Annotated in this window: 16 protein-coding genes; 8 read left to right on the top strand and 8 right to left on the bottom strand. The window is 72.8% G+C overall.

Annotation, left to right across the window (positions count from 1 at the left end; genetic code table 11):
- Window positions 1-10 precede the first annotated feature (10 nt).
- Window positions 11-2,896, top strand: a complete 2,886-nt coding sequence (gcvP, locus tag ACLJT4_RS30315) for an aminomethyl-transferring glycine dehydrogenase (protein ID WP_411127124.1) — start codon at window positions 11-13, stop codon at window positions 2,894-2,896.
- A 90-nt stretch (window positions 2,897-2,986) separates the two neighbouring features.
- On the opposite strand, the gene ACLJT4_RS30310 is transcribed toward gcvP, so the two are convergent.
- Together ACLJT4_RS30310 and ACLJT4_RS30305 are read right to left on the bottom strand one after the other, a co-directional pair.
- Complete coding sequence (locus tag ACLJT4_RS30310) at window positions 2,987-3,175, bottom strand: DUF5999 family protein (protein WP_016571414.1); 189 nt, start codon at window positions 3,173-3,175, stop codon at window positions 2,987-2,989.
- 305 nt (window positions 3,176-3,480) lie between these two features.
- Window positions 3,481-4,065, bottom strand: coding sequence for a hypothetical protein (locus ACLJT4_RS30305; RefSeq protein ID WP_411127123.1), 585 nt, complete (start codon window positions 4,063-4,065; stop codon window positions 3,481-3,483).
- 560 nt (window positions 4,066-4,625) lie between these two features.
- On the opposite strand from ACLJT4_RS30305, the gene ACLJT4_RS30300 reads away from it, so the two are divergent.
- Window positions 4,626-6,173, top strand: coding sequence for a glutamate-cysteine ligase family protein (locus tag ACLJT4_RS30300; RefSeq protein WP_411127121.1), 1,548 nt, complete (start codon window positions 4,626-4,628; stop codon window positions 6,171-6,173).
- Window positions 6,174-6,306: 133 nt separating this feature from the next.
- Here the strand turns inward: ACLJT4_RS30300 and ACLJT4_RS30295 are convergent, their stop codons facing one another.
- Window positions 6,307-8,097: a substrate-binding and VWA domain-containing protein gene (locus ACLJT4_RS30295; protein WP_411127119.1), complete on the bottom strand. Its 1,791-nt coding sequence runs from the start codon at window positions 8,095-8,097 to the stop codon at window positions 6,307-6,309.
- A 254-nt stretch (window positions 8,098-8,351) separates the two neighbouring features.
- Between ACLJT4_RS30295 and ACLJT4_RS30290 the strand changes: the two genes are divergently transcribed.
- Complete coding sequence (locus ACLJT4_RS30290) at window positions 8,352-9,128, top strand: CPBP family intramembrane glutamic endopeptidase (protein ID WP_411127145.1); 777 nt, start codon at window positions 8,352-8,354, stop codon at window positions 9,126-9,128.
- Window positions 9,129-9,197: 69 nt separating this feature from the next.
- Here ACLJT4_RS30290 and ACLJT4_RS30285 read toward each other — a convergent pair whose 3' ends face one another.
- Window positions 9,198-10,019 carry a PhzF family phenazine biosynthesis protein gene (locus ACLJT4_RS30285; protein ID WP_411127117.1) on the bottom strand — a complete coding sequence of 274 codons (822 nt, stop codon included), beginning with the start codon at window positions 10,017-10,019 and terminating at the stop codon, window positions 9,198-9,200.
- Between the two features lie 190 nt (window positions 10,020-10,209).
- On the opposite strand from ACLJT4_RS30285, the gene ACLJT4_RS30280 reads away from it, so the two are divergent.
- Window positions 10,210-10,836: a PadR family transcriptional regulator gene (locus ACLJT4_RS30280; RefSeq protein ID WP_020929644.1), complete on the top strand. Its 627-nt coding sequence runs from the start codon at window positions 10,210-10,212 to the stop codon at window positions 10,834-10,836.
- Between the two features lie 49 nt (window positions 10,837-10,885).
- Here ACLJT4_RS30280 and ACLJT4_RS30275 read toward each other — a convergent pair whose 3' ends face one another.
- Window positions 10,886-11,314 carry an SRPBCC family protein gene (locus ACLJT4_RS30275; RefSeq protein ID WP_016576422.1) on the bottom strand — a complete coding sequence of 143 codons (429 nt, stop codon included), beginning with the start codon at window positions 11,312-11,314 and terminating at the stop codon, window positions 10,886-10,888.
- A gap of 99 nt (window positions 11,315-11,413) precedes the next feature.
- Window positions 11,414-11,920 carry an HAD domain-containing protein gene (locus ACLJT4_RS30270; RefSeq protein ID WP_411127114.1) on the bottom strand — a complete coding sequence of 169 codons (507 nt, stop codon included), beginning with the start codon at window positions 11,918-11,920 and terminating at the stop codon, window positions 11,414-11,416.
- A 371-nt stretch (window positions 11,921-12,291) separates the two neighbouring features.
- On the opposite strand from ACLJT4_RS30270, the gene ACLJT4_RS30265 reads away from it, so the two are divergent.
- The 3 genes from ACLJT4_RS30265 to ACLJT4_RS30255 all read left to right on the top strand — a co-directional run bounded on the left by ACLJT4_RS30265 (window position 12,292) and on the right by ACLJT4_RS30255 (window position 15,223).
- Complete coding sequence (locus ACLJT4_RS30265) at window positions 12,292-12,825, top strand: Clp protease N-terminal domain-containing protein (RefSeq protein ID WP_411127112.1); 534 nt, start codon at window positions 12,292-12,294, stop codon at window positions 12,823-12,825.
- 99 nt (window positions 12,826-12,924) lie between these two features.
- Complete coding sequence (locus ACLJT4_RS30260; RefSeq protein ID WP_411127110.1) at window positions 12,925-14,085, top strand: EamA family transporter; 1,161 nt, start codon at window positions 12,925-12,927, stop codon at window positions 14,083-14,085.
- 178 nt (window positions 14,086-14,263) lie between these two features.
- A complete protein-coding gene (locus tag ACLJT4_RS30255) occupies window positions 14,264-15,223 on the top strand; it encodes a DMT family transporter (RefSeq protein WP_411127108.1) in 960 nt (319 codons plus the stop codon).
- On the opposite strand, the gene ACLJT4_RS30250 is transcribed toward ACLJT4_RS30255, so the two are convergent.
- On the bottom strand, window positions 15,220-16,017 hold the full coding sequence (locus ACLJT4_RS30250; RefSeq protein WP_411127106.1) for a hypothetical protein: 798 nt from the start codon (window positions 16,015-16,017) through the stop codon (window positions 15,220-15,222). The two genes, ACLJT4_RS30255 and ACLJT4_RS30250, sit on opposite strands and share 4 nt — an antisense overlap.
- 165 nt (window positions 16,018-16,182) lie before the next feature.
- Between ACLJT4_RS30250 and ACLJT4_RS30245 the strand changes: the two genes are divergently transcribed.
- Entirely contained in the window at window positions 16,183-16,818 is a 636-nt protein-coding gene (locus ACLJT4_RS30245) for a TetR/AcrR family transcriptional regulator (protein ID WP_411127104.1), read from the top strand.
- Between the two features lie 36 nt (window positions 16,819-16,854).
- Here ACLJT4_RS30245 and ACLJT4_RS30240 read toward each other — a convergent pair whose 3' ends face one another.
- Window positions 16,855-17,469 carry a helix-turn-helix domain-containing protein gene (locus tag ACLJT4_RS30240; protein ID WP_411127102.1) on the bottom strand — a complete coding sequence of 205 codons (615 nt, stop codon included), beginning with the start codon at window positions 17,467-17,469 and terminating at the stop codon, window positions 16,855-16,857.
- Between the last annotated feature and the right edge of the window lie 68 nt (window positions 17,470-17,537).

Genomic DNA, 17,537 nt, shown 5'->3' with positions numbered 1-17,537 from the left:
GCCCCCGCAGATGACCACCAACCGCATCTCCCTGACCGAGCTGGAGCGCGGCACTCCGTTCGAGCGCCGGCATGTCGGGCCCGATGACGAGGCGCAGGCCAAGATGCTCGCGCAGGTCGGCTTCGGTTCGCTGGACGAGCTGACCGCCACCGCCGTCCCCGAGGTGATCAAGAGCACCGAGGCGCTCGGTCTGCCGCAGGCCCGCACCGAGGCCGAGGTCCTGGCGGAACTGCGCGCGCTCGCCGACCGCAACCAGGTCCTGTCGTCCATGATCGGACTCGGCTACTACGGCACCTTCACCCCGCCGGTGATCCTGCGCAACGTCATGGAGAACCCGGCCTGGTACACGGCCTACACGCCGTACCAGCCGGAGATCTCGCAGGGCCGCCTGGAAGCCCTGCTGAACTTCCAGACCGTGGTCGCCGACCTGACCGGACTGCCCACCTCCGGTGCATCCCTCCTGGACGAGGGCACCGCCGCCGCCGAGGCGATGGCGCTCTCCCGCCGCGTCGGCAAGGTCAAGCAGGGCGTCTTCCTGGTCGACGCGGACTGTCTGCCGCAGACCGTCGCCGTGATCCAGACCCGCGCCGAACCGACCGGTGTGGAGGTCGTGGTCGCCGACCTCGCCGCAGGCATCCCGGACGAGATCGCCGAGCGCGGCGTCTTCGGCGTGCTCCTCCAGTACCCGGGCGCGTCCGGCGTGGTGCGCGACCACCGGGCGCTCATCGAGCGGGCGCACGAGCTGGGCGCGATCGTCACCGTCGCCGCCGACCTGCTGGCGCTGACGCTGCTCACCCCGCCCGGCGAGCTCGGCGCGGACATCGCGGTGGGCACCAGCCAGCGCTTCGGCGTCCCGATGGGCTTCGGCGGCCCGCACGCCGGCTTCATGGCCGTCCGCGAGCTGTACGCCCGCAGCCTGCCCGGTCGCCTGGTGGGCGTCTCCGTCGACGCCGACGGCAACCGCGCCTACCGCCTGGCGCTGCAGACCCGTGAGCAGCACATCCGCCGGGAGAAGGCCACCAGCAACATCTGCACCGCGCAGGTGCTGCTCGCCGTCATGGCCGGGATGTACGCCGTCTACCACGGCCCCGAGGGGCTGCGGACCATCGCCCGGCGCACCCACCGGTACGCCGCGGTCCTGGCCGCGGGGCTGAAGGCCGGTGGCGTCGAGCTCCTCCACGACGCGTACTTCGACACCCTGACCGCCCGGGTGCCCGGCCGGGCCGCCGAGGTCGTCGCCGCAGCCCGCGAGGCCGGCATCAACCTCCGCCAGGTCGACGCGGACCTCGTCGGCATCGCCTGTGACGAGACCACCGGGCGCGCCCAGCTGGCCGGTGTCTGGGGCGCGTTCGGGGTCCGGGGCGACGTCGAGGCGCTGGACGCGGCCGCCGCCGACGCCCTGCCGCAGTCGCTGCTGCGCGCCGACGACTACCTCGGCCACCCGGTCTTCCACCAGTACCGTTCCGAGACCGCGATGCTGCGCTACCTGCGCACCCTCGCCGACAAGGACTACGCGCTGGACCGCGGCATGATCCCGCTCGGCTCCTGCACGATGAAGCTGAACGCCACCACCGAGATGGAGCCGGTCACCTGGCCCGAGTTCGGTCAGCTGCACCCCTTCGCGCCGGCCGAGCAGGCCGCGGGCTACCGCACGCTCATCAGCGAGTTGGAGGAGCGGCTCGCCGCGGTCACCGGCTACGACAAGGTCTCCCTCCAGCCCAACGCCGGTTCCCAGGGCGAGCTGGCGGGTCTGCTGGCGGTCCGTGCGTACCACCGGGCCAACGGGGACGCACAGCGCACCGTCTGCCTGATCCCGTCCTCGGCGCACGGCACCAACGCCGCGAGCGCCGTGATGGCCGGCATGAAGGTCGTCGTCGTCAAGACCGGTGCGGACGGCGAGGTCGACACCGACGACCTGCACGCCAAGATCGAGAAGCACCGGGACGAACTGGCCGTCCTGATGGTCACCTACCCGTCCACGCACGGTGTGTTCGAGGAGCACATCACCCAGATCTGCGCGGCGGTGCACGAGGCCGGCGGTCAGGTCTACGTCGACGGCGCCAACCTCAACGCCCTGGTGGGCCTCGCCGAGCCGGGGAAGTTCGGCGGCGACGTCTCGCACCTGAACCTGCACAAGACGTTCTGCATCCCGCACGGTGGCGGTGGCCCCGGCGTCGGCCCGGTCGCCGTCCGCGCCCACCTGGCGCCCTACCTGCCCAACCACCCGCTGCAGCCCACCGCGGGCCCGGAGACCGGCGTCGGCCCGATCTCCGCCGCTCCCTGGGGCTCGGCCGGCATCCTGCCGATCTCGTGGGCCTACGTCCGCCTGATGGGCGGCGAGGGCCTCAAGCGCGCCACCCAGGTCGCGGTGCTCAGCGCCAACTACGTGGCCAAGCGACTGGAGCCGCACTACCCGGTGCTCTACACCGGCCCCGGCGGCCTGGTGGCCCACGAGTGCATCATCGACGTGCGGCCGCTGACCAAGGCGACCGGCGTGAGCATCGACGACGTCGCCAAGCGGCTCATCGACTACGGCTTCCACGCGCCGACGATGTCCTTCCCCGTGGCCGGCACGCTGATGATCGAGCCGACCGAGAGCGAGGACCTCGCCGAGCTGGACCGGTTCTGCGACGCGATGATCGCCATCCGCGCCGAGATCGACAAGGTCGGTTCGGGGGAGTGGGACAAGGACGACAACCCGCTGCGCAACGCCCCGCACACCGCGGCCGCGCTCGGTGGCGCGTGGTCCCACCCGTACGAGCGTGCGGAGGCCGTCTTCCCGGCCGGGGTCGTCGCCGCAGAGAAGTACTGGCCGCCGGTGCGTCGGATCGACGGCGCCTTCGGTGACCGCAACCTGGTCTGCTCGTGCCCGCCGCTGGACGAGTACGACGCCTGAGCACACCGGCCACCGGTGAGCGGTGGCAACATCAAGGGCCCTCGGCGGATGCGCCGGGGGCCCTGGTGTACGTGCCGGGTGGCTGCCGGATCAGGCGGCGGCGGTGACCCGGGTCGGAGCGATGACCTGCCCGTCCGGCAGCAGCTCACCGGTGTCCTCGAAGAGCAGGACGCCGTTGCACAGCAGGCTCCAGCCCTGCTCCGGGTGGTGCGCCACCAGGTGCGCGGCCTCCCGGTCGGTGGATTCGGCTGACGGGCATGGCGGTTGATGCTGGCACATGGAAGTCGTCTTTCGCTGCGGAGTGGTGAACGTCGTGCGGCTCGATGAGGTGGTCATGGCCGCTCCCCCGTTTCTGTCGGTCCCAGTCTTGCCCCACGGATGGGATTCCGCAGGGATTTCGCAGCAGCGGTACACACTCGATAGTGACGCGTCACCCGTGCGGGCGGTTGCTCCCAAGTGAGCCCGTGACCCCGGGGGTTGACGCGCCACCGGCGCACGGGGGCGGACGACGCGGCGCGCCCCGCGGCCGAGGAGGCCACGGGGCGCATCGGTGCAGCGCGGGTGCGCGGGCGGTCGCCCGCCCCTCAGGCGGGTTCCCGCAGCAGCGGCGCCGGGCCCAGGCGGAGGGTGAGGCGGGGCAGTAGGTCGGCGATCCGCTGCGGGAGGTGCGAGGCGATCCCGGGCGGGGCGGGGGCCAACGGCACCAGCAGGTCACCGGTGGCCGGGACCCCGTCGGCGCCGTCCGCGGCCAGGTCGTGGTGGAGCCACAGCGTCAGCATGTACAGCTCGGGCACGGACAGCAGGCGCGGCTGGTACGGGGCGGCGAGCGACTCGGCCTGCTGCAGGGCCCGTTCCGTGGCGGCCACGTAGGGGCCGTCGCAGAAGTGCGAGAACGCCCAGCCGTCCGCGGTCAGCCGGGCCTCCGCGGCGGCCACGGCCCGCTCTCCGCCGCGGACCAGGAAGCGCCAGCCGGCGAGGCGGGTGCGCGGCGGACCAGCCTGGCTGACGTCGTCCCAGACGTGCACCGGCAGCGGGTGATCGGGGCTCAGCGGCCCCTGGTGGGTGCGGAGCGCGGCCGCCGGTGACTCGCGGACCGCGGTGGGCGAGCCGAGGGCGGTGAGGACGCTGCGCAGGGCGGGCGCAGGGGCGGGAGGAACGTGCAGCGGCATGGCGGGTCGCCTCTCACTTAGGAGACACGGTGGAGCGTGGCAGTGCGGACGGCGCTGTCTGCGGGCGGGTCAGAGCCTGGCTGACCGAAGCCGCGGACCGGCGGGCCGGCCGCGGTGCCGGAACACCGTGGGGAGCACCGCCATGCCGGGCGCCAAATCTCTGCCTCGTCTGCGAAGTTTATACGACACGTGTTCTGGAAGTGTTTCGGCTACTCGCCTTGCGGATTTCCGACAAGGCGGAATCCGGACCGCTGTCCCGGGTGATTTTCGCCGCTTTGTGTGGGAACCGGGAAGGGCCACCTCGTATTTCTTCGACGGAGTGGTAGGCCGGAACCCGTCGGTGTTTTTTACGAGCGAATTGCGCACGGCGCTGGCCACCGAGATATGCCGATGGAAAATGCCCCGTGCCGCTCTCCACGAGAGTAACGGTACCGGCATGCCCCTGAGGCGTTATCGATCAGATTGCCGGGGCATCATCGACCGTAGCCCGTGCCCGGGGTGCCGGGGCGGCGCCGCACAGCCCGTGGTCGCGAGCCGTTCACTCTAGGAGGGACCCGCCGATGGGGGAGAAGGTCGCCGCGGACGGGATCGAGTTGGCGGACCGGGAGCATTACCGAAGAAAGCTGCACGACTGTCTGGACGGATTGCAGCGACTCCTGGCGGAGAAGCGCTTCGACCGACCCAAGAATCTCATGGGTCTGGAGATCGAACTCAATCTCGCGGGTGCCGACGGGCTTCCCCGCATGCTGAACTCGCAGGTCCTGGAAAGGATCGCCAGCGGTGATTTCCAGACCGAGCTGGCCCAGTGCAATCTTGAGGTCAACATCACCCCGCACCGGCTGTCCGGCCGTGTTCTGGACCAGCTCGCCGAAGAACTCCGCACCGGACTCGGCTACGCGGAGCGGAAAGCCCGCGAAGTCGCCGCCCGCATCGTCATGATCGGCATCCTGCCGACCCTGCACGCCGACGACCTCACCGTCGCCAGCCTCTCCGCCAACGACCGCTACGTCCTGCTCAACGACCAGATGCGGGCGGCCCGCGGTGAGGACTTCGCGATCGACATCCAGGGCGTCGAGCGGCTGGTCACCCGTTCCCCCTCGATCGCCCCCGAAGCCGCCTGCACCTCGGTCCAACTGCACCTCCAGGTGACGCCCGGGCGGTTCGCCGCGGTCTGGAACGCCGCCCAGGCGATCGCCGCCGTCCAGATAGCCGTCGGCGCCAACTCGCCGTTCCTGTTCGGGCGGGAGCTGTGGCGCGAGTCGAGGCCGCCGGTCTTCCAGCAGGCGACCGACACCCGCGCACCCGAGCTCCAGGCCCAGGGTGTGCGCCCGCGCACGTGGTTCGGCGAGCGGTGGGTGGACTCCGCCTACGACCTGTTCGAGGAGAACCTGCGGTTCTTCCCGCCGCTGCTCCTGCTCTGCGGGCCGCAGGAACCGCTGCGCGTCCTCGACGAGGGCGGGGTGCCCGACCTCGCCGAACTGGTGTTGCACAACGGCACGATCTACCGCTGGAACCGTCCCGTCTACGCGGTCGTCGACGGCGTCCCGCACCTGCGCGTCGAGAACCGGGTGCTCCCGGCCGGCCCCACCGTCGCCGACGTCATGGCCAACACCGCCTTCTACTACGGCCTGGTGCGCGCCCTGGCCGAGCAGTCGCGGCCCGTGTGGACCCGGCTCCCGTTCAGCGCCGCGGCCGCCAACTTCGACACCGCCTGCCGCCACGGCATCGACGCCACGCTGCGCTGGCCCCGGTCCGGTCGCGCCGGCGGCCTCGCCGAGGTCCCGGCCGTGCGCCTGGTCCAACAGGAACTGCTGCCGCTGGCGGCCGCTGGGCTGGACGCCTGGGGCGTCGAGCCCGCTGATCGAGACCACTACCTGGGCATCATCGAGGCCCGCTGCGCGCGGCGGACCAACGGGGCGTCCTGGCAGGCCGCGGCGTTCCGCCACGCCGTGCGGCAGGGGCTGCCGCGGGAGGCCGCGCTGGCGGCGATGACCCGGCGCTACGGCGAGTTGATGCACACCGGGGAGCCGGTGCACACCTGGCCGGTGGCCTGGCCGGTCGGCGGGACCGTGGTTCCGGCGCAGCGGCGGACGGGCAGCGTGTCGTAGCCGCCGCGCGGCCGGTCGGGCGGTCCGTCAGCTGATGCCGGCGCCGCAGTCGGTGCGGATCGGGGGCTCGCCGCCGGCGAGTCGGTGACGGTGGTGCCGGCGACCCGGTGGGCGTGCTGTGGTGGCGCGGTGTCTAACGGGGGCCGTTGCTGCCGGCCGCCATGATGGCCTTGAGGATCACCTCGTGGATCTGCGACGGGTCGCTGACCTGGTGCGCGGAGCCGCCGGTGGGGGCCACGACGCGGTTCAGCGCCGCCAGGTCGGCCTGCGGGCCGATCGCGACGGCGACCAGCGGCACCGGCCGTTTGGGGTCGGCGAGGCGCTTGAGGTCGGAGACCAGGGAGTCCAGGCCGATGCTGCCGATGTCGTCGTTGGCCCCGTCGGTGACGAGCACCACCGTGTTGAACTTCCCGCTCGTGTAGGTCGCGCGCGCCCGCTGGTAGGCGGCCAGGGTGGTGTCGTAGAGGCCGGTGGCGCTCCGCGGTACGGGGGCCAGCGAGTTGAAGGCGGTGGCGAGTTCGTCGCGGTGGGTGCCGCCGTTCGCGCCGCGGTCCCCGAGCCGTTCGGTCGGTGACAGTTCCACGTAGTCCCGGTCGCCGTCCAGGTGGGTGGCGAACTTCCACAGTCCGATCTCGTCCTCGGGCGTGAACGTGGACAGCGCCTGGAGCAGGGAGCTCTTCGCCAGGTCCATGCGGGACCGGCCGCCCTGTCCGGGGACCGCCTCGGCCATCGAGGGCGAGGCGTCCACGACGGTGGTGATCCGGGCGCTCTGCACGGTGATGGTCCACATGCCCAGCAGCGCCTGGAGGTCCTTGGCCGTCGGCAGGTCGGCGGGGGCTGCGGAGTACGGCTGGGGTGCGCGGCCGCCGGCCGTGCCGGTCAGCTTCGGGTCGGCGGTGCCGTTGTCCGGCCGGAAGCCGTGGTCGTGCAGGGTCCGCTGCCCCGGGGTGTCGTCGAGCAGGGTCATGAAGCGGTTGGCGGCGCGGCTCTGGTCGGCGGTCAGCGCGTCCTCGTCGACGAGGGTGTAGGGGTAGGTGAGCCGGGCGGTGCCGTCCGTCGGGTAGAAGAGGTCGAGCGGTGGGCCGCCGTCCGGGCTGGTGTTGTGCGCGTACGCGGCTTGTTCGGAGAGGAGCACCGCCTGGTTGCGGCGCGGATTGCCGAGTTCGGTGCCGGAGTCGTTGCGCGGGAGCGTGGCCAGCACCTGGTCGTCGCCGTCGGCGACCCGCTCGTAGAGGACCTTGGCCGCGGCGGCGGTGCGGGTGGCGGCGTCGTCGGCGCTGTCGGCCTCCTTGCGGTTGGCGGCGTTGATGCGGGCCAGGGCGAGCAGTCCGGTGGCGCTGCGGGCCGGGTCGGCGACGCCCAGGCGCAGGGTGCCGCCGCTGGTCGCGGTGCGGGTCAACGTCGTCCAGGAGTAGGTCTTGCCCGGCCAGCCGAGGGTCTTGGCGGCGCTGTGGATCGTGCCCAGGGCTATGGGGGAGGAGGCGAGGGTGCTGACGGACGTCAGTGCCGAGCCCCGTTCGTCGGTGACCCGGTCCACCCACAGGTCGGAGTCCGGCACCCACACCTGGAACTCCGCCTTGGCGGGGCGTCCGGCGAGCGAGTCGGCGACCTCGGACGAGGGCTGTGCGTTGATCTTGACGTCCAGGCACTTGCCGTCGGTGCGGATCGCGTCCTTGCGTGCCTGGTCCGCGACCGCCTCCAGCGCCGGGGCGATGTCGGGCGAGGCGACCACGGCCAGTTGCACGGCGTCGCCGCCGCACGATGCGCCGAAGGGGAGCAGTCCGTTGCTCACCGCCACGACGGAGCCGGCGGCGGCCGCGACGACGACGGTGGTGGCGAGGGCGATCGTCCGGCGTCGGGCGCGCGGGCGGGGGGACCCCGTTCTCGGCGGTGCGGAGTCGTCGGGCAAGCTGTGACGTCCCATGCGGTAGCGCCTCTCCTGATGCTCGGAGTTCCGGAGCCCCGGATCTCCATCGGGATCGATGCGGACGGGAACACCCCGTGCGGAGGGCGCCCGTTCCCGGCCTGTCGCGAGCGATCTTCGTACCTGCTTTCGAGACCCTAGCGGTGCGACGGCGGTGAAGAGGCGGTATTGAGGAAGTGGAGGAACCTTTGCAGTCGGATACAAGTCCCTTGGCGGACGGGGACGTTCCGGGCGCGGGGAACGGCGCCGGACCGTTGCCGGCGGCGGTGGGGGAACCCGCCCGGAGGGTGCTGCGCAACGAGACGCTGATCGTCCTGGCGCTCTCCCTGGGGGCCAGCGCGGTCTCCGCGCTGATCAGCTTCGTGGGTTCGCTGACCCGACCCGGCGGCCTCAAGCATCAGGCGGCGACGCTCAACGCCTCGCACGCCCCCGGACGGCCCTGGCTGGACCTCGCCTGGCAGCTGTTCGGGATCGCGACCGCCCTGGTGCCGGTGGTGTTGGTGGCACACCTGTTGCTGCGCGAACGGGCCGGCGGGCTGCGCGCGATCGGCTTCGACCGGCGACGGCCGGCCTTCGACCTGGGGGTGGGCACGGCCCTGGCGGCGCTCATCGGGGGCAGCGGCCTGCTGCTCTATCTGGGCGCGCGGGCGGCCGGCTTCAACCTGACGGTGGTGCCCGAGGCGCTGCCCGAAGTGTGGTGGAAGATCCCGGTACTGATCGCGTCCGCGGTGCAGAACGCCGTGCTGGAGGAGGTCATCGTCGTCGGCTACCTGCTGCGCAGACTGGGGCAGCTGGGGTGGGCCCCGTGGGCCGCGGTGGCGGCCAGTTCGGTGCTGCGCGGTTCGTACCACCTCTACCAGGGCGTCGGCGGGTTCTTCGGCAACATGGTGATGGGCGTGGTCTTCGCCCTGGTGTACCGGCGCTGGGGGCGAGTGGGCCCGTTGGTCGCCGCGCATGCCCTCATCGACATCGTCGCGTTCCTGGGCTACGCGCTGCTCGCCGGGCGGGTGTCGTGGTTGCCCACCGGGTGAGGCGCGGCGGGCGGCGATGCGGGGCGGGTGGCCTGGTGGCCCCCGCCCCGCACCGTTTCGGGAGCGACGTCAGGGGGCGGCGAGCAGTTCGCCGTCGATGACGGTCACCGCCGAGCCGGTCAGCAGGGTGCGGTCGCCGCGCAGCACGGTCCGCACGTCTCCGGTCCGGGCTCCGCCCTGGCGGCCGACCAGGGCGTCGCGGCCCAGGCGCGCCGACCAGAAGGGGGCGAGCGCGGTGTGCGCGCTGCCGGTCACCGGGTCCTCGTCGATGCCGACGGCGGGGAAGAAGCCGCGGGAGACGAAGTCGTAGCCGCCGGCGGGGTCTTCGGCGCGGGCGGTGGCGATCACGCCGCGACCGCCGTGCCCGGCGAGCAGGGCGAAGTCCGGTGTGAGGCCGTGGACGGCCTTCTCGTCGGCCAGCTCGACCAGGAGATCGCCGACGTGGGGGCCGGTGTCGTGGGCGGAGCGGATCTCGACGCCGAGCGCCCGGGCGACGGCGTCCGGCACGTCCGTCGGGGTCAGCGGGGCGGTGGGGAAGTCCATGGTGATCGAACCGTCGTCGTCCGCAGTGGTGATCAGCACGCCGCTGCGGGTGTGGAAGCGCACCGTCCCGGTGGCCGTGCCCGTGGTGTGCAGGACGTGCGCGGTGGCCAGGGTGGCGTGCCCGCACATGTCGACCTCGGTGGCGGGGGTGAGCCAGCGCAGCGCCCAGTCGGCGTCGCCGCCCGGGGGCAGCGGGTGGGCGAAGGCGGTTTCGGAGAGATTGACCTCGGCGGCCACGTGCTGGAGCCAGGAGTCCTCGGGGAACGCGGCGGAGTCGAGCAGGACGACCCCCGCGGGATTGCCGGCGAACGGGCGCTCGGAGAAGGCGTCGACGATGCGGATCCTCATGGCCGGAGCGTAGGTGGGGCGCAAAGCCGCAGGCCACGGCCAATCTTCGGGAATTGGCCCCGGAAAGCGCGAGGGGGCCCTTGTTCACCGATAGCTTCCGATATATCGTTGACGCATCGCGATCGGTCAACGATTGTGGACGATAGTACGTGCGTGAAGCACCCTCGATGAGGAAAGGGAGGACGTCACCATGCGTTCCCAGGGATACGAGTACGGCCCCGAGCACCGTCACGAGCACGGCGGCCCCGGCCGTCACGGCGGCCGCGGCGACTTCGGCGGCGGCTTCGAGCGGCGGCGGGCGGCCTTCGGGGGATTCGGCCCGCCGTTCGGGGGGCCGCCCTTCGGAGGCGGCCGGGGGCGTGGCGGGCCGCGGGGCCGGGCCCGGCGCGGCGACGTGCGCGCCTCGATACTGGCGCTGCTCAAGGACCGCCCGATGCACGGGTACGAGATGATCCAGGAGATCGCCGAGCGCAGCGGCGGGGCGTGGAAGCCCAGCCCGGGTTCGGTCTACCCCACCCTCCAACTGCTGGAGGACGAGGGGCTGATCGTCAGCTCCAGTGAGGGCGGCAAGAAGCTGTTCTCGCTGACCGAGGCCGGTCGCGCCGAGGCCGACGGCGGTTCCGACGCCCCCTGGGAGGACGCCGGCCGCGGCGTCGACTGGGAGGCCATGAACGAGATACGGAAGGCGGGCGGCGGCCTGGTCGAGGCGTTCCGCCAGGTGTGGGCCACCGGCAGCCCCGAGCAGCGGGAGAAGGCCATGGCGGTGGTCAACAAGGCTCGCAAGGAGCTGTACCTGATCCTCGCCGAAGAGGACTGAGGCGGTCGGTCGGGGCGGCGGTGCCGAGGGGTGCCGCCGCCCCGGGGCCTCAGGTCACCAGGCCGGCGAGCTTGCGCAGGGACTCCTCCAGCGCGGTGCTGGCCGAGTCCTTCAGCTTGGCCGCCATCAGGGAGACCGCCGCGCCGGTGAAGGTCCCGTCGATCCGGACCGTGGTGGCCCCGCCGTCGGGGGTCAACTGGTAGCGCATGGCGAGGTGGACGCCCATCGGGCCCTTGCCCTTGACGGCGAGCAGCCGGCCCGGTTCCAGTTCCTGGACGGTCCAGCTCACCTCCGCGGGGAAGCCCATGAGCTTCATGTTCTCCTCGTAGGTCGCGCCCGCTCGGAGGGGGTGCGGGCCGCCGTGCGGGAAGTTGGTGTGGGTGGCGTTCCACTGTCCGTAGGAGTCGAAGTCGGTGAGGCGGTCCCAGACCTTCTCGGCCGGTGCCTCGATCCGGGCCTGGGCGGTGACATCGGCCATGCGAGCACCCTTCGGTGACGGTGTCCTGGCTGGTGCGCGGAACGTAGCCGCAGGGCGGCGAAGGTTCAAGAGCGACGGCCCGACTTCACTGATGGATCGTCAGCTCCGGGTGGCGGCCGGCCGCGGCGGGCAGGCCAGCAGTCGGTTCACGTGGTGCCGGCGCAGCCCCCGTGCCGGATCCACCGGAAGCAACAGCCGGTCCGGCCGTCGACGACTGCACCGCACCAATCCGTCCGGCATCACGTCGTCGACCCAGGCGAACGGTCGCCGACCCGCGTGGCGCAGCAGTGGCGCCCACTTCCGCGCCAGCAGGCTCTGGGGCCCCTCGAAGCGCGGGTCGTCCGGGCGGCTCCGGTAGCGGCTGAACTCCACGACCGGCAGTGCGGGCAGGTCCAGCAGCGGGGCGATGTGGGTGTTCGCGCCGTGCTCCCAGGTCGTGGCCCAGACCAACTCGTAGCGGGCGGACAGTTCCCGCAGCCAGGCGGCGTGGTCCGCGGAGAGCAGTACGAGGTGGTCCATCAGGTCGTGCGCGGCGAAGCCCGGCCCGAGCAGCACCGGATTGAGGACGCCGTCGACGTCGAGGTAGAGCAACGGACGGACGGTCATCGGATTCCTTCGCCGCGGAGGGGCGGGCAACGGACGTACCGGGTGCGGAGCGGGGGTGGGGGGAGTCTGGCCGGGGGCGGGATGGACGGGATGGGTGGGGCGGACGGGCGGTCGGGCGGCTGTGGCGGTGGGTGGGTTCTCTGGGGAAGGGACGAGCGGACGCCGGTCGTCGGTTGCCGTCGCGGGCCCGCCGATGTCGGGCCGGGTGAACGGGGGTGCGACCGTTTGTGGTGGGATGCCCGGTCTTCATAATCTCTCCGCATATCCTCCGTAAGGATGAGATCGTGTGTCGGCTTCCCCAACCACGGTGGGATGTGCAAATGCTTCCCGCCGGGGATGCTCCGGCCTTACAGGACTGGTGGGGTGGGGCTGTGCAAAACCGTACTGCGTACAGCGGCGGGGAACGCTCCGCCCAGGAAGCCCCCGACAGTCAGCTCACCGTGGAGCTGGCGTCGGTCGTTTCCGCTGCCCGCAGGCGGGCCACCCGCGACGGCGACCGCCACGTCGACACCGCGCACCTGCTGCACGGGCTGCTGGAGTGGGACCCCGCGGTCCGCGAGGTCTTCGACGGCGGCCACCAGATCGCCCGACTGCTCGGCTACCTCGTCCAACGCAGCATCGGCTACGGCCTCCAGTGGCACGGCACCGTCGAGGACTCCGGGGCGGTCCCCGTGGTCGCCGAGGGCGGCGTCCCCGGCTGGTCGCCCGCCGCGGCCGCCGCGATGGACGGCGCCCTCGACCGCGCGCACGCCCGCTACGCCACCCGCGCCGACTGCCTCGACCTGCTCGCCGCGCTGGTCGACGACCCCGAATCCCGGGCCGTCGAGGTCCTGCGCCGCGCCTCCGTCGACACCACCCGGCTTGCCGCCCGACTCGACGGCGAGCAGCGCCCGGGCCCGGACTGACCGGGGCGTCGCGCACCACCCCGCCCCGACCGCGTTTCGCCTGGTGAGACAGGAGATTTGGGGGGTGACGCTGCTGACGCCGGCTGTCATGATGACCCGATGCACGCCTCATCGGGGAGCCCGGCGGCTCACACGACCGGCCCGGGCCCGGGAACGTCCGGGCCCAGCGGGACCCAGCAGTCCGTCACTCCCGGCCCGGCCGGCGGCCGGCGCACCGGACGCGGCGCCGGGCTCGGCCTCGCCCTGCTCTCCGCGCTGGCCTTCGGCGGCTCCGGAGTCGCGGCCAAGCCCCTGATAACCGCCGGCCTCGAACCGCTGCACGTGACCTGGCTGCGCGTCACCGGCGCCGCGCTGGTCATGCTCCCGGTCGCCTGGCGCCACCGGGACCTGCCACGCCGCCGGCCCGCACTGCTCGCCGGCTTCGGACTGTTGGCCGTCGCCGGCGTCCAGGCCTGCTACTTCGCCGCGCTCTCCCGCATCCCCGTGGGCGTCGCCCTGCTCATCGAGTACCTCGCCCCCGCCCTGGTCCTCGGCTGGGTGCGCTTCGTGCAGAAGCGCCCCGTCACCCGCGCCGCCGCCGTCGGCGTCGTGCTGGCCGTCGGCGGTCTGGCCTGCGTCGTCGAGGTGTGGAGCGGTCTCACCTTCGACGCGGTCGGGCTCGCCCTCGCGCTGGCCGCGGCCTGCTGCCAGGTCGGCTACTTCGTCCTGTCGGACCACGGTGGCGACGACGCCGACGGCACGGCGCCGGACCCCCTGGGCGTCATCGCCTACGGACTGTTGATCGGCGCGGTCGTCCTCACCGTCATCGCCCGCCCCTGGGACATGCACTGGGCGGTGCTGGGCGGCACCGCGGACATGAACGGCAGCCACGTGCCGGCCCTGCTGCTCCTGGCCTGGATCGTGCTGGTCGCCACCGTCACCGCCTACCTCACCGGCGTGGTGTCGATCCGACGACTCTCCCCGCAGGTCGCCGGGGTCGTCGCCTGCCTGGAAGCGGTGATCGCCACGGTGCTCGCCTGGGTCCTGCTCGGCGAACACCTCTCCGCGCCGCAGATCGCCGGCGGCGCGGTCGTCCTGATCGGCGCGTTCATCGCCCAGTCGGCCAAACCGCACAGCGAGCCGGGGAAGACCGGCACCCGCACCGTGGCCAGCGGCGGAACGCCCTCCAAGGACGCCGAGGAGACCCGCAGCGGGCCGCGGAACGACGACGCCGCGGCACCCGCCGGCGACGGCTTGTCGACCGGTTCCCCCGCCACATAGGCTGACGATCGTGCATTCGACCGTGCTGCCCCCTCCCGCCGCGTAAGGCGGGCGGCGGCCACCCAGGAAATCCCGGCCCGGGCAACGTCCCGAGCCGGTCGACGCTGCCCGCACACGGGACCACGCGACCACACCGCGGCGCACCGCGCCGTCCTGGATTTCCCGGAGCACACCTCCCATGCACAGCACACCCCACTCCGCCCTGCCCGTGGGCCGCGGACTCGCCTACGTCTCGCTCGCCGCCACCGCCTGGGGCACCGCCGGCGCGGCCGCCGCCCTCCTCTACCGCGGCAGCGGACTCGGCCCCCTCGCCCTCACCTTCTGGCGCACCTTCGGCGGCCTGCTGCTCCTGCTCGCCGTACGCGCGGTGCGCCGGAACCGCACCCGCACCGCCGACGCCGGCCGACTTCCGGCGGAACCGTTGCGTCGCCGCGCGGTGCGGGTCGCGGTCACCGGCATCGCCCTCGCCGTCTTCCAGGCCGCCTACTTCGCCGCCGTCGAAACCACCGGCCTGGCCGTCGGCACCGTCATCACCATGGGCGCCGGCCCCGTCCTCATCGCCGTCGGGGCGCGCCTCACCATGGGCGAACGGCTCGGCGCCGGCGGGGTGCTGGCCGTCGGCGGGGCGCTCGGCGGTCTGCTGATCCTCGTCCTCGGCGGTGCCGGCGCCGCCACCGTCCGCCCGCTCGGCGTCGGCTACGCCCTGCTCTCCGCGGCCGCCTGCGCGGTGATGACCCTCGCCACCCGCCGCTTCGGCCGGGGCGGCGGCAGTGACCCGTACGCCTCGACCCTCAGCGCGTTCGCGGTCGGGGCGCTGTGCCTGCTGCCGCTCGCCGCGGTCGAGGGCCTGTGGCCGCACCTGCACGACCTGGGCCGCAGCCTGGTCCTGCTCGGCTACATCGCCGCCGTCCCGACGGCCCTCGCCTACGGCCTGTACTTCGCCGGACTGGCCGTCGTCCGGGCCGCGACCGCCTCCGTGATCTCCCTGATCGAACCGGTGTCCGCGGCGGCTCTCGCGGTGCTGTTCCTCGGTGAGCGGCTCACCACGGCGACGGCGGTAGGCACGGCCGTGCTGCTCACGGCCGTCGCGGCGCTCGCCGTGACCGAGGCGCGCGGCCGCGGCCGCCGAGTCGGCTAGGGCGTGTCCGACGGGCCAGGGTCGGACGCGCCCTGGTCGCGGGGCGGCTGGTCCTGCGGGATCAGCCGCCAGAACTGCCGCTTGTCCTTGTCCCGGACGACGACGCCCAGCCGGGCGAGTTCGGCCCGCAGTTCGCGGGCGTCGTCGGCCGTGTCCGACTTGCCGAGGGCCCGCTCGCGCGCGGTGAACAGGGCATTCGCGCCGACCGGCAGATTCGGGGTGTCGGGGACCCAGCGCCGGAACTCGTCCTCGTGCGGATCGCCGTCCGCCCAGGCGTAGCCGTGCGCGCGAAAGGCCCCGGCCAGCCGCTCGGCGTCCAGGGTGCAGCCCTCCCGCGCGAGTTCGGCGGAGTCCGCACCGAGCAGGACCAACTCCTTGCGGTCCCGGAACGCCAGGTGGACCGTCGCGCGTCGGAGGGCGACCGGCTTCGCCCGCCGGGTGAGGACCACCTCGTCGTCGGCGACCGTGACGGCGAGTTCGTCGTGCTGTCCGAACAGCGCCACCGCCAGGCCGACCGCCGCGCCCACCGTCAGCAGGCCGATCGTCAGCCAGGGCTCCGGGATCGCGGTCAACAGCCTGGCCGGGCCCTGCCAGGGCGCGTGCTCCAGCGTCACCAGCCACTTCGCCAGCAGTCGCACGAGCCACCCGAGGCCGGCGCCGGCCGCCGCGAACGCCACGCAGACGGTGACCACGAGCGCGGGCGAGTCGGCGAGGACCGTGGGCGGGGTCGGCTGCCCGGCCTTCGGGCCGGGGCCCTCGGGGCGCCCGGTGGGCTGCGGCTTCTCGATGTCCATGAGCGGATCCCCCTGTGCGGAACGTGGACCGTGCCCCGCAATAATAAACCGAGTACGCGGTCTATTATTGCGACCGCGGCCGGTCCGGGCGCCCCGCGTGACGGCAACGGGCCACCGGGCGCAGCGATCCGGACACGCACGTCACGGGAGAGAGGCGACAGCGGCATGAGGAAGGTCGACCCGGTCAAGCACCGGGCCCGGCGTCAGTACATCCTGCACGCCGCGGCCCAACTCTTCGCCGCCAAGGGCTTCGAGCGCACCACCACGGCGGAGATCTGCAAGGCGGCCGGCATGAGTTCCGGCAACCTCTTCCACTACTTCCCCAACAAGCGCGCCCTCTTCCACGCCCTCTTCGAGGACGACGGTGCGGACGACGGTGAGAGCAAGGCCGAGCGGCTCGCCCGGGCCCAGGCGAGCGACGACCCCTGGGCGGCCCTCCTGGACGTCGTGGAACTCCTCACCGCCGATGCCATGAACCCCGTCGCCCCGGCACTGGTCATGGAAGCCGTCGTGCAGGCCCACCGCGACCCCGAACTCGACGCCCTGCTCGGCCGGGACAACGCCCAGGAGCACACCGCCGTCGCGACCCTGCTCGCCAGGGCCGCCGCCGCCGGCCAGATCGACCCCGCACTCGATCCGCACGACGCCGCCGCCTGGGTGCTCGCCCTGATCGCCTCGCTCTACACCAGCGCGGCCACCGATCCGGCGTTCCGCCCCGCCGAACAGCTCCCCGTCCTCCGCCTGATCCTCCAGCGCTTCCTCCAGGCCCCACCGCTCGACGCACACCCGCCACGGGCGTGACAGCGCCACCGCGGGACGGGGCCGGCGCCCGGCGGATCAGTGGTCGTCCGCGTCCGCCCCGCGCGACCGGGGCTTGGCCCGCACGTGCATCCGCTCCCCCTGCCGACCGAAGAGGCTGAGCACCTCCACCGGCCCCTCGCCCGTACTCCCGAACCAGTGCGGCAACCGGGTGTCGAACTCCGCCGCCTCGCCCGCCCCCATGACCAGATCACGGTCGGCCAACACCAGCCGCAGCCGCCCGGCCAGCACGTACAGCCACTCGTACCCCTCGTGCGTACAGGGATCGGGCGTGCTCCGGTGCGGCGGAATGACCATCTTGAACGTCTGCAGCGGACCCGGGTGACGGGTCAGCGGCAGCACCGTGGCGCCGTGCAGGTGCCGCGGTTTGAGCCGGACCCGCGGATCCCCCACCTCCGGGGCCCCGACCAACTCGTCCAACGGCACCTGGTGCGCCTGCGCGATCGGCAGCAACAACTCCAGACTCGGACGGCGCTGCCCGGACTCCAGACGGGACAAGGTGCTCTTGGAAATCCCGGTGGCCTCCGCCAACGCGGACAACGTGACGCCCTGCTCCGTCCGCAACCGCTTCAGACGCGGACCGACCTCGGCGAGGGCCTGGGAAATGGCAGCTGAGTTCTCCACACCGCCCATTGCACCGCGTCGTTCCCGGTTTCGGCAACAAGGATTGCTGTTCGTGCGACGCATCACGCACTCTGCGG

This window comes from Streptomyces sp. x-19, assembly GCF_046549115.1.
Taxonomy (GTDB): domain Bacteria; phylum Actinomycetota; class Actinomycetes; order Streptomycetales; family Streptomycetaceae; genus Streptomyces; species Streptomyces albulus_C.
Note: the sequence above shows the minus strand (reverse complement) of the source record. Positions and strands in the feature narration are given on the sequence as shown.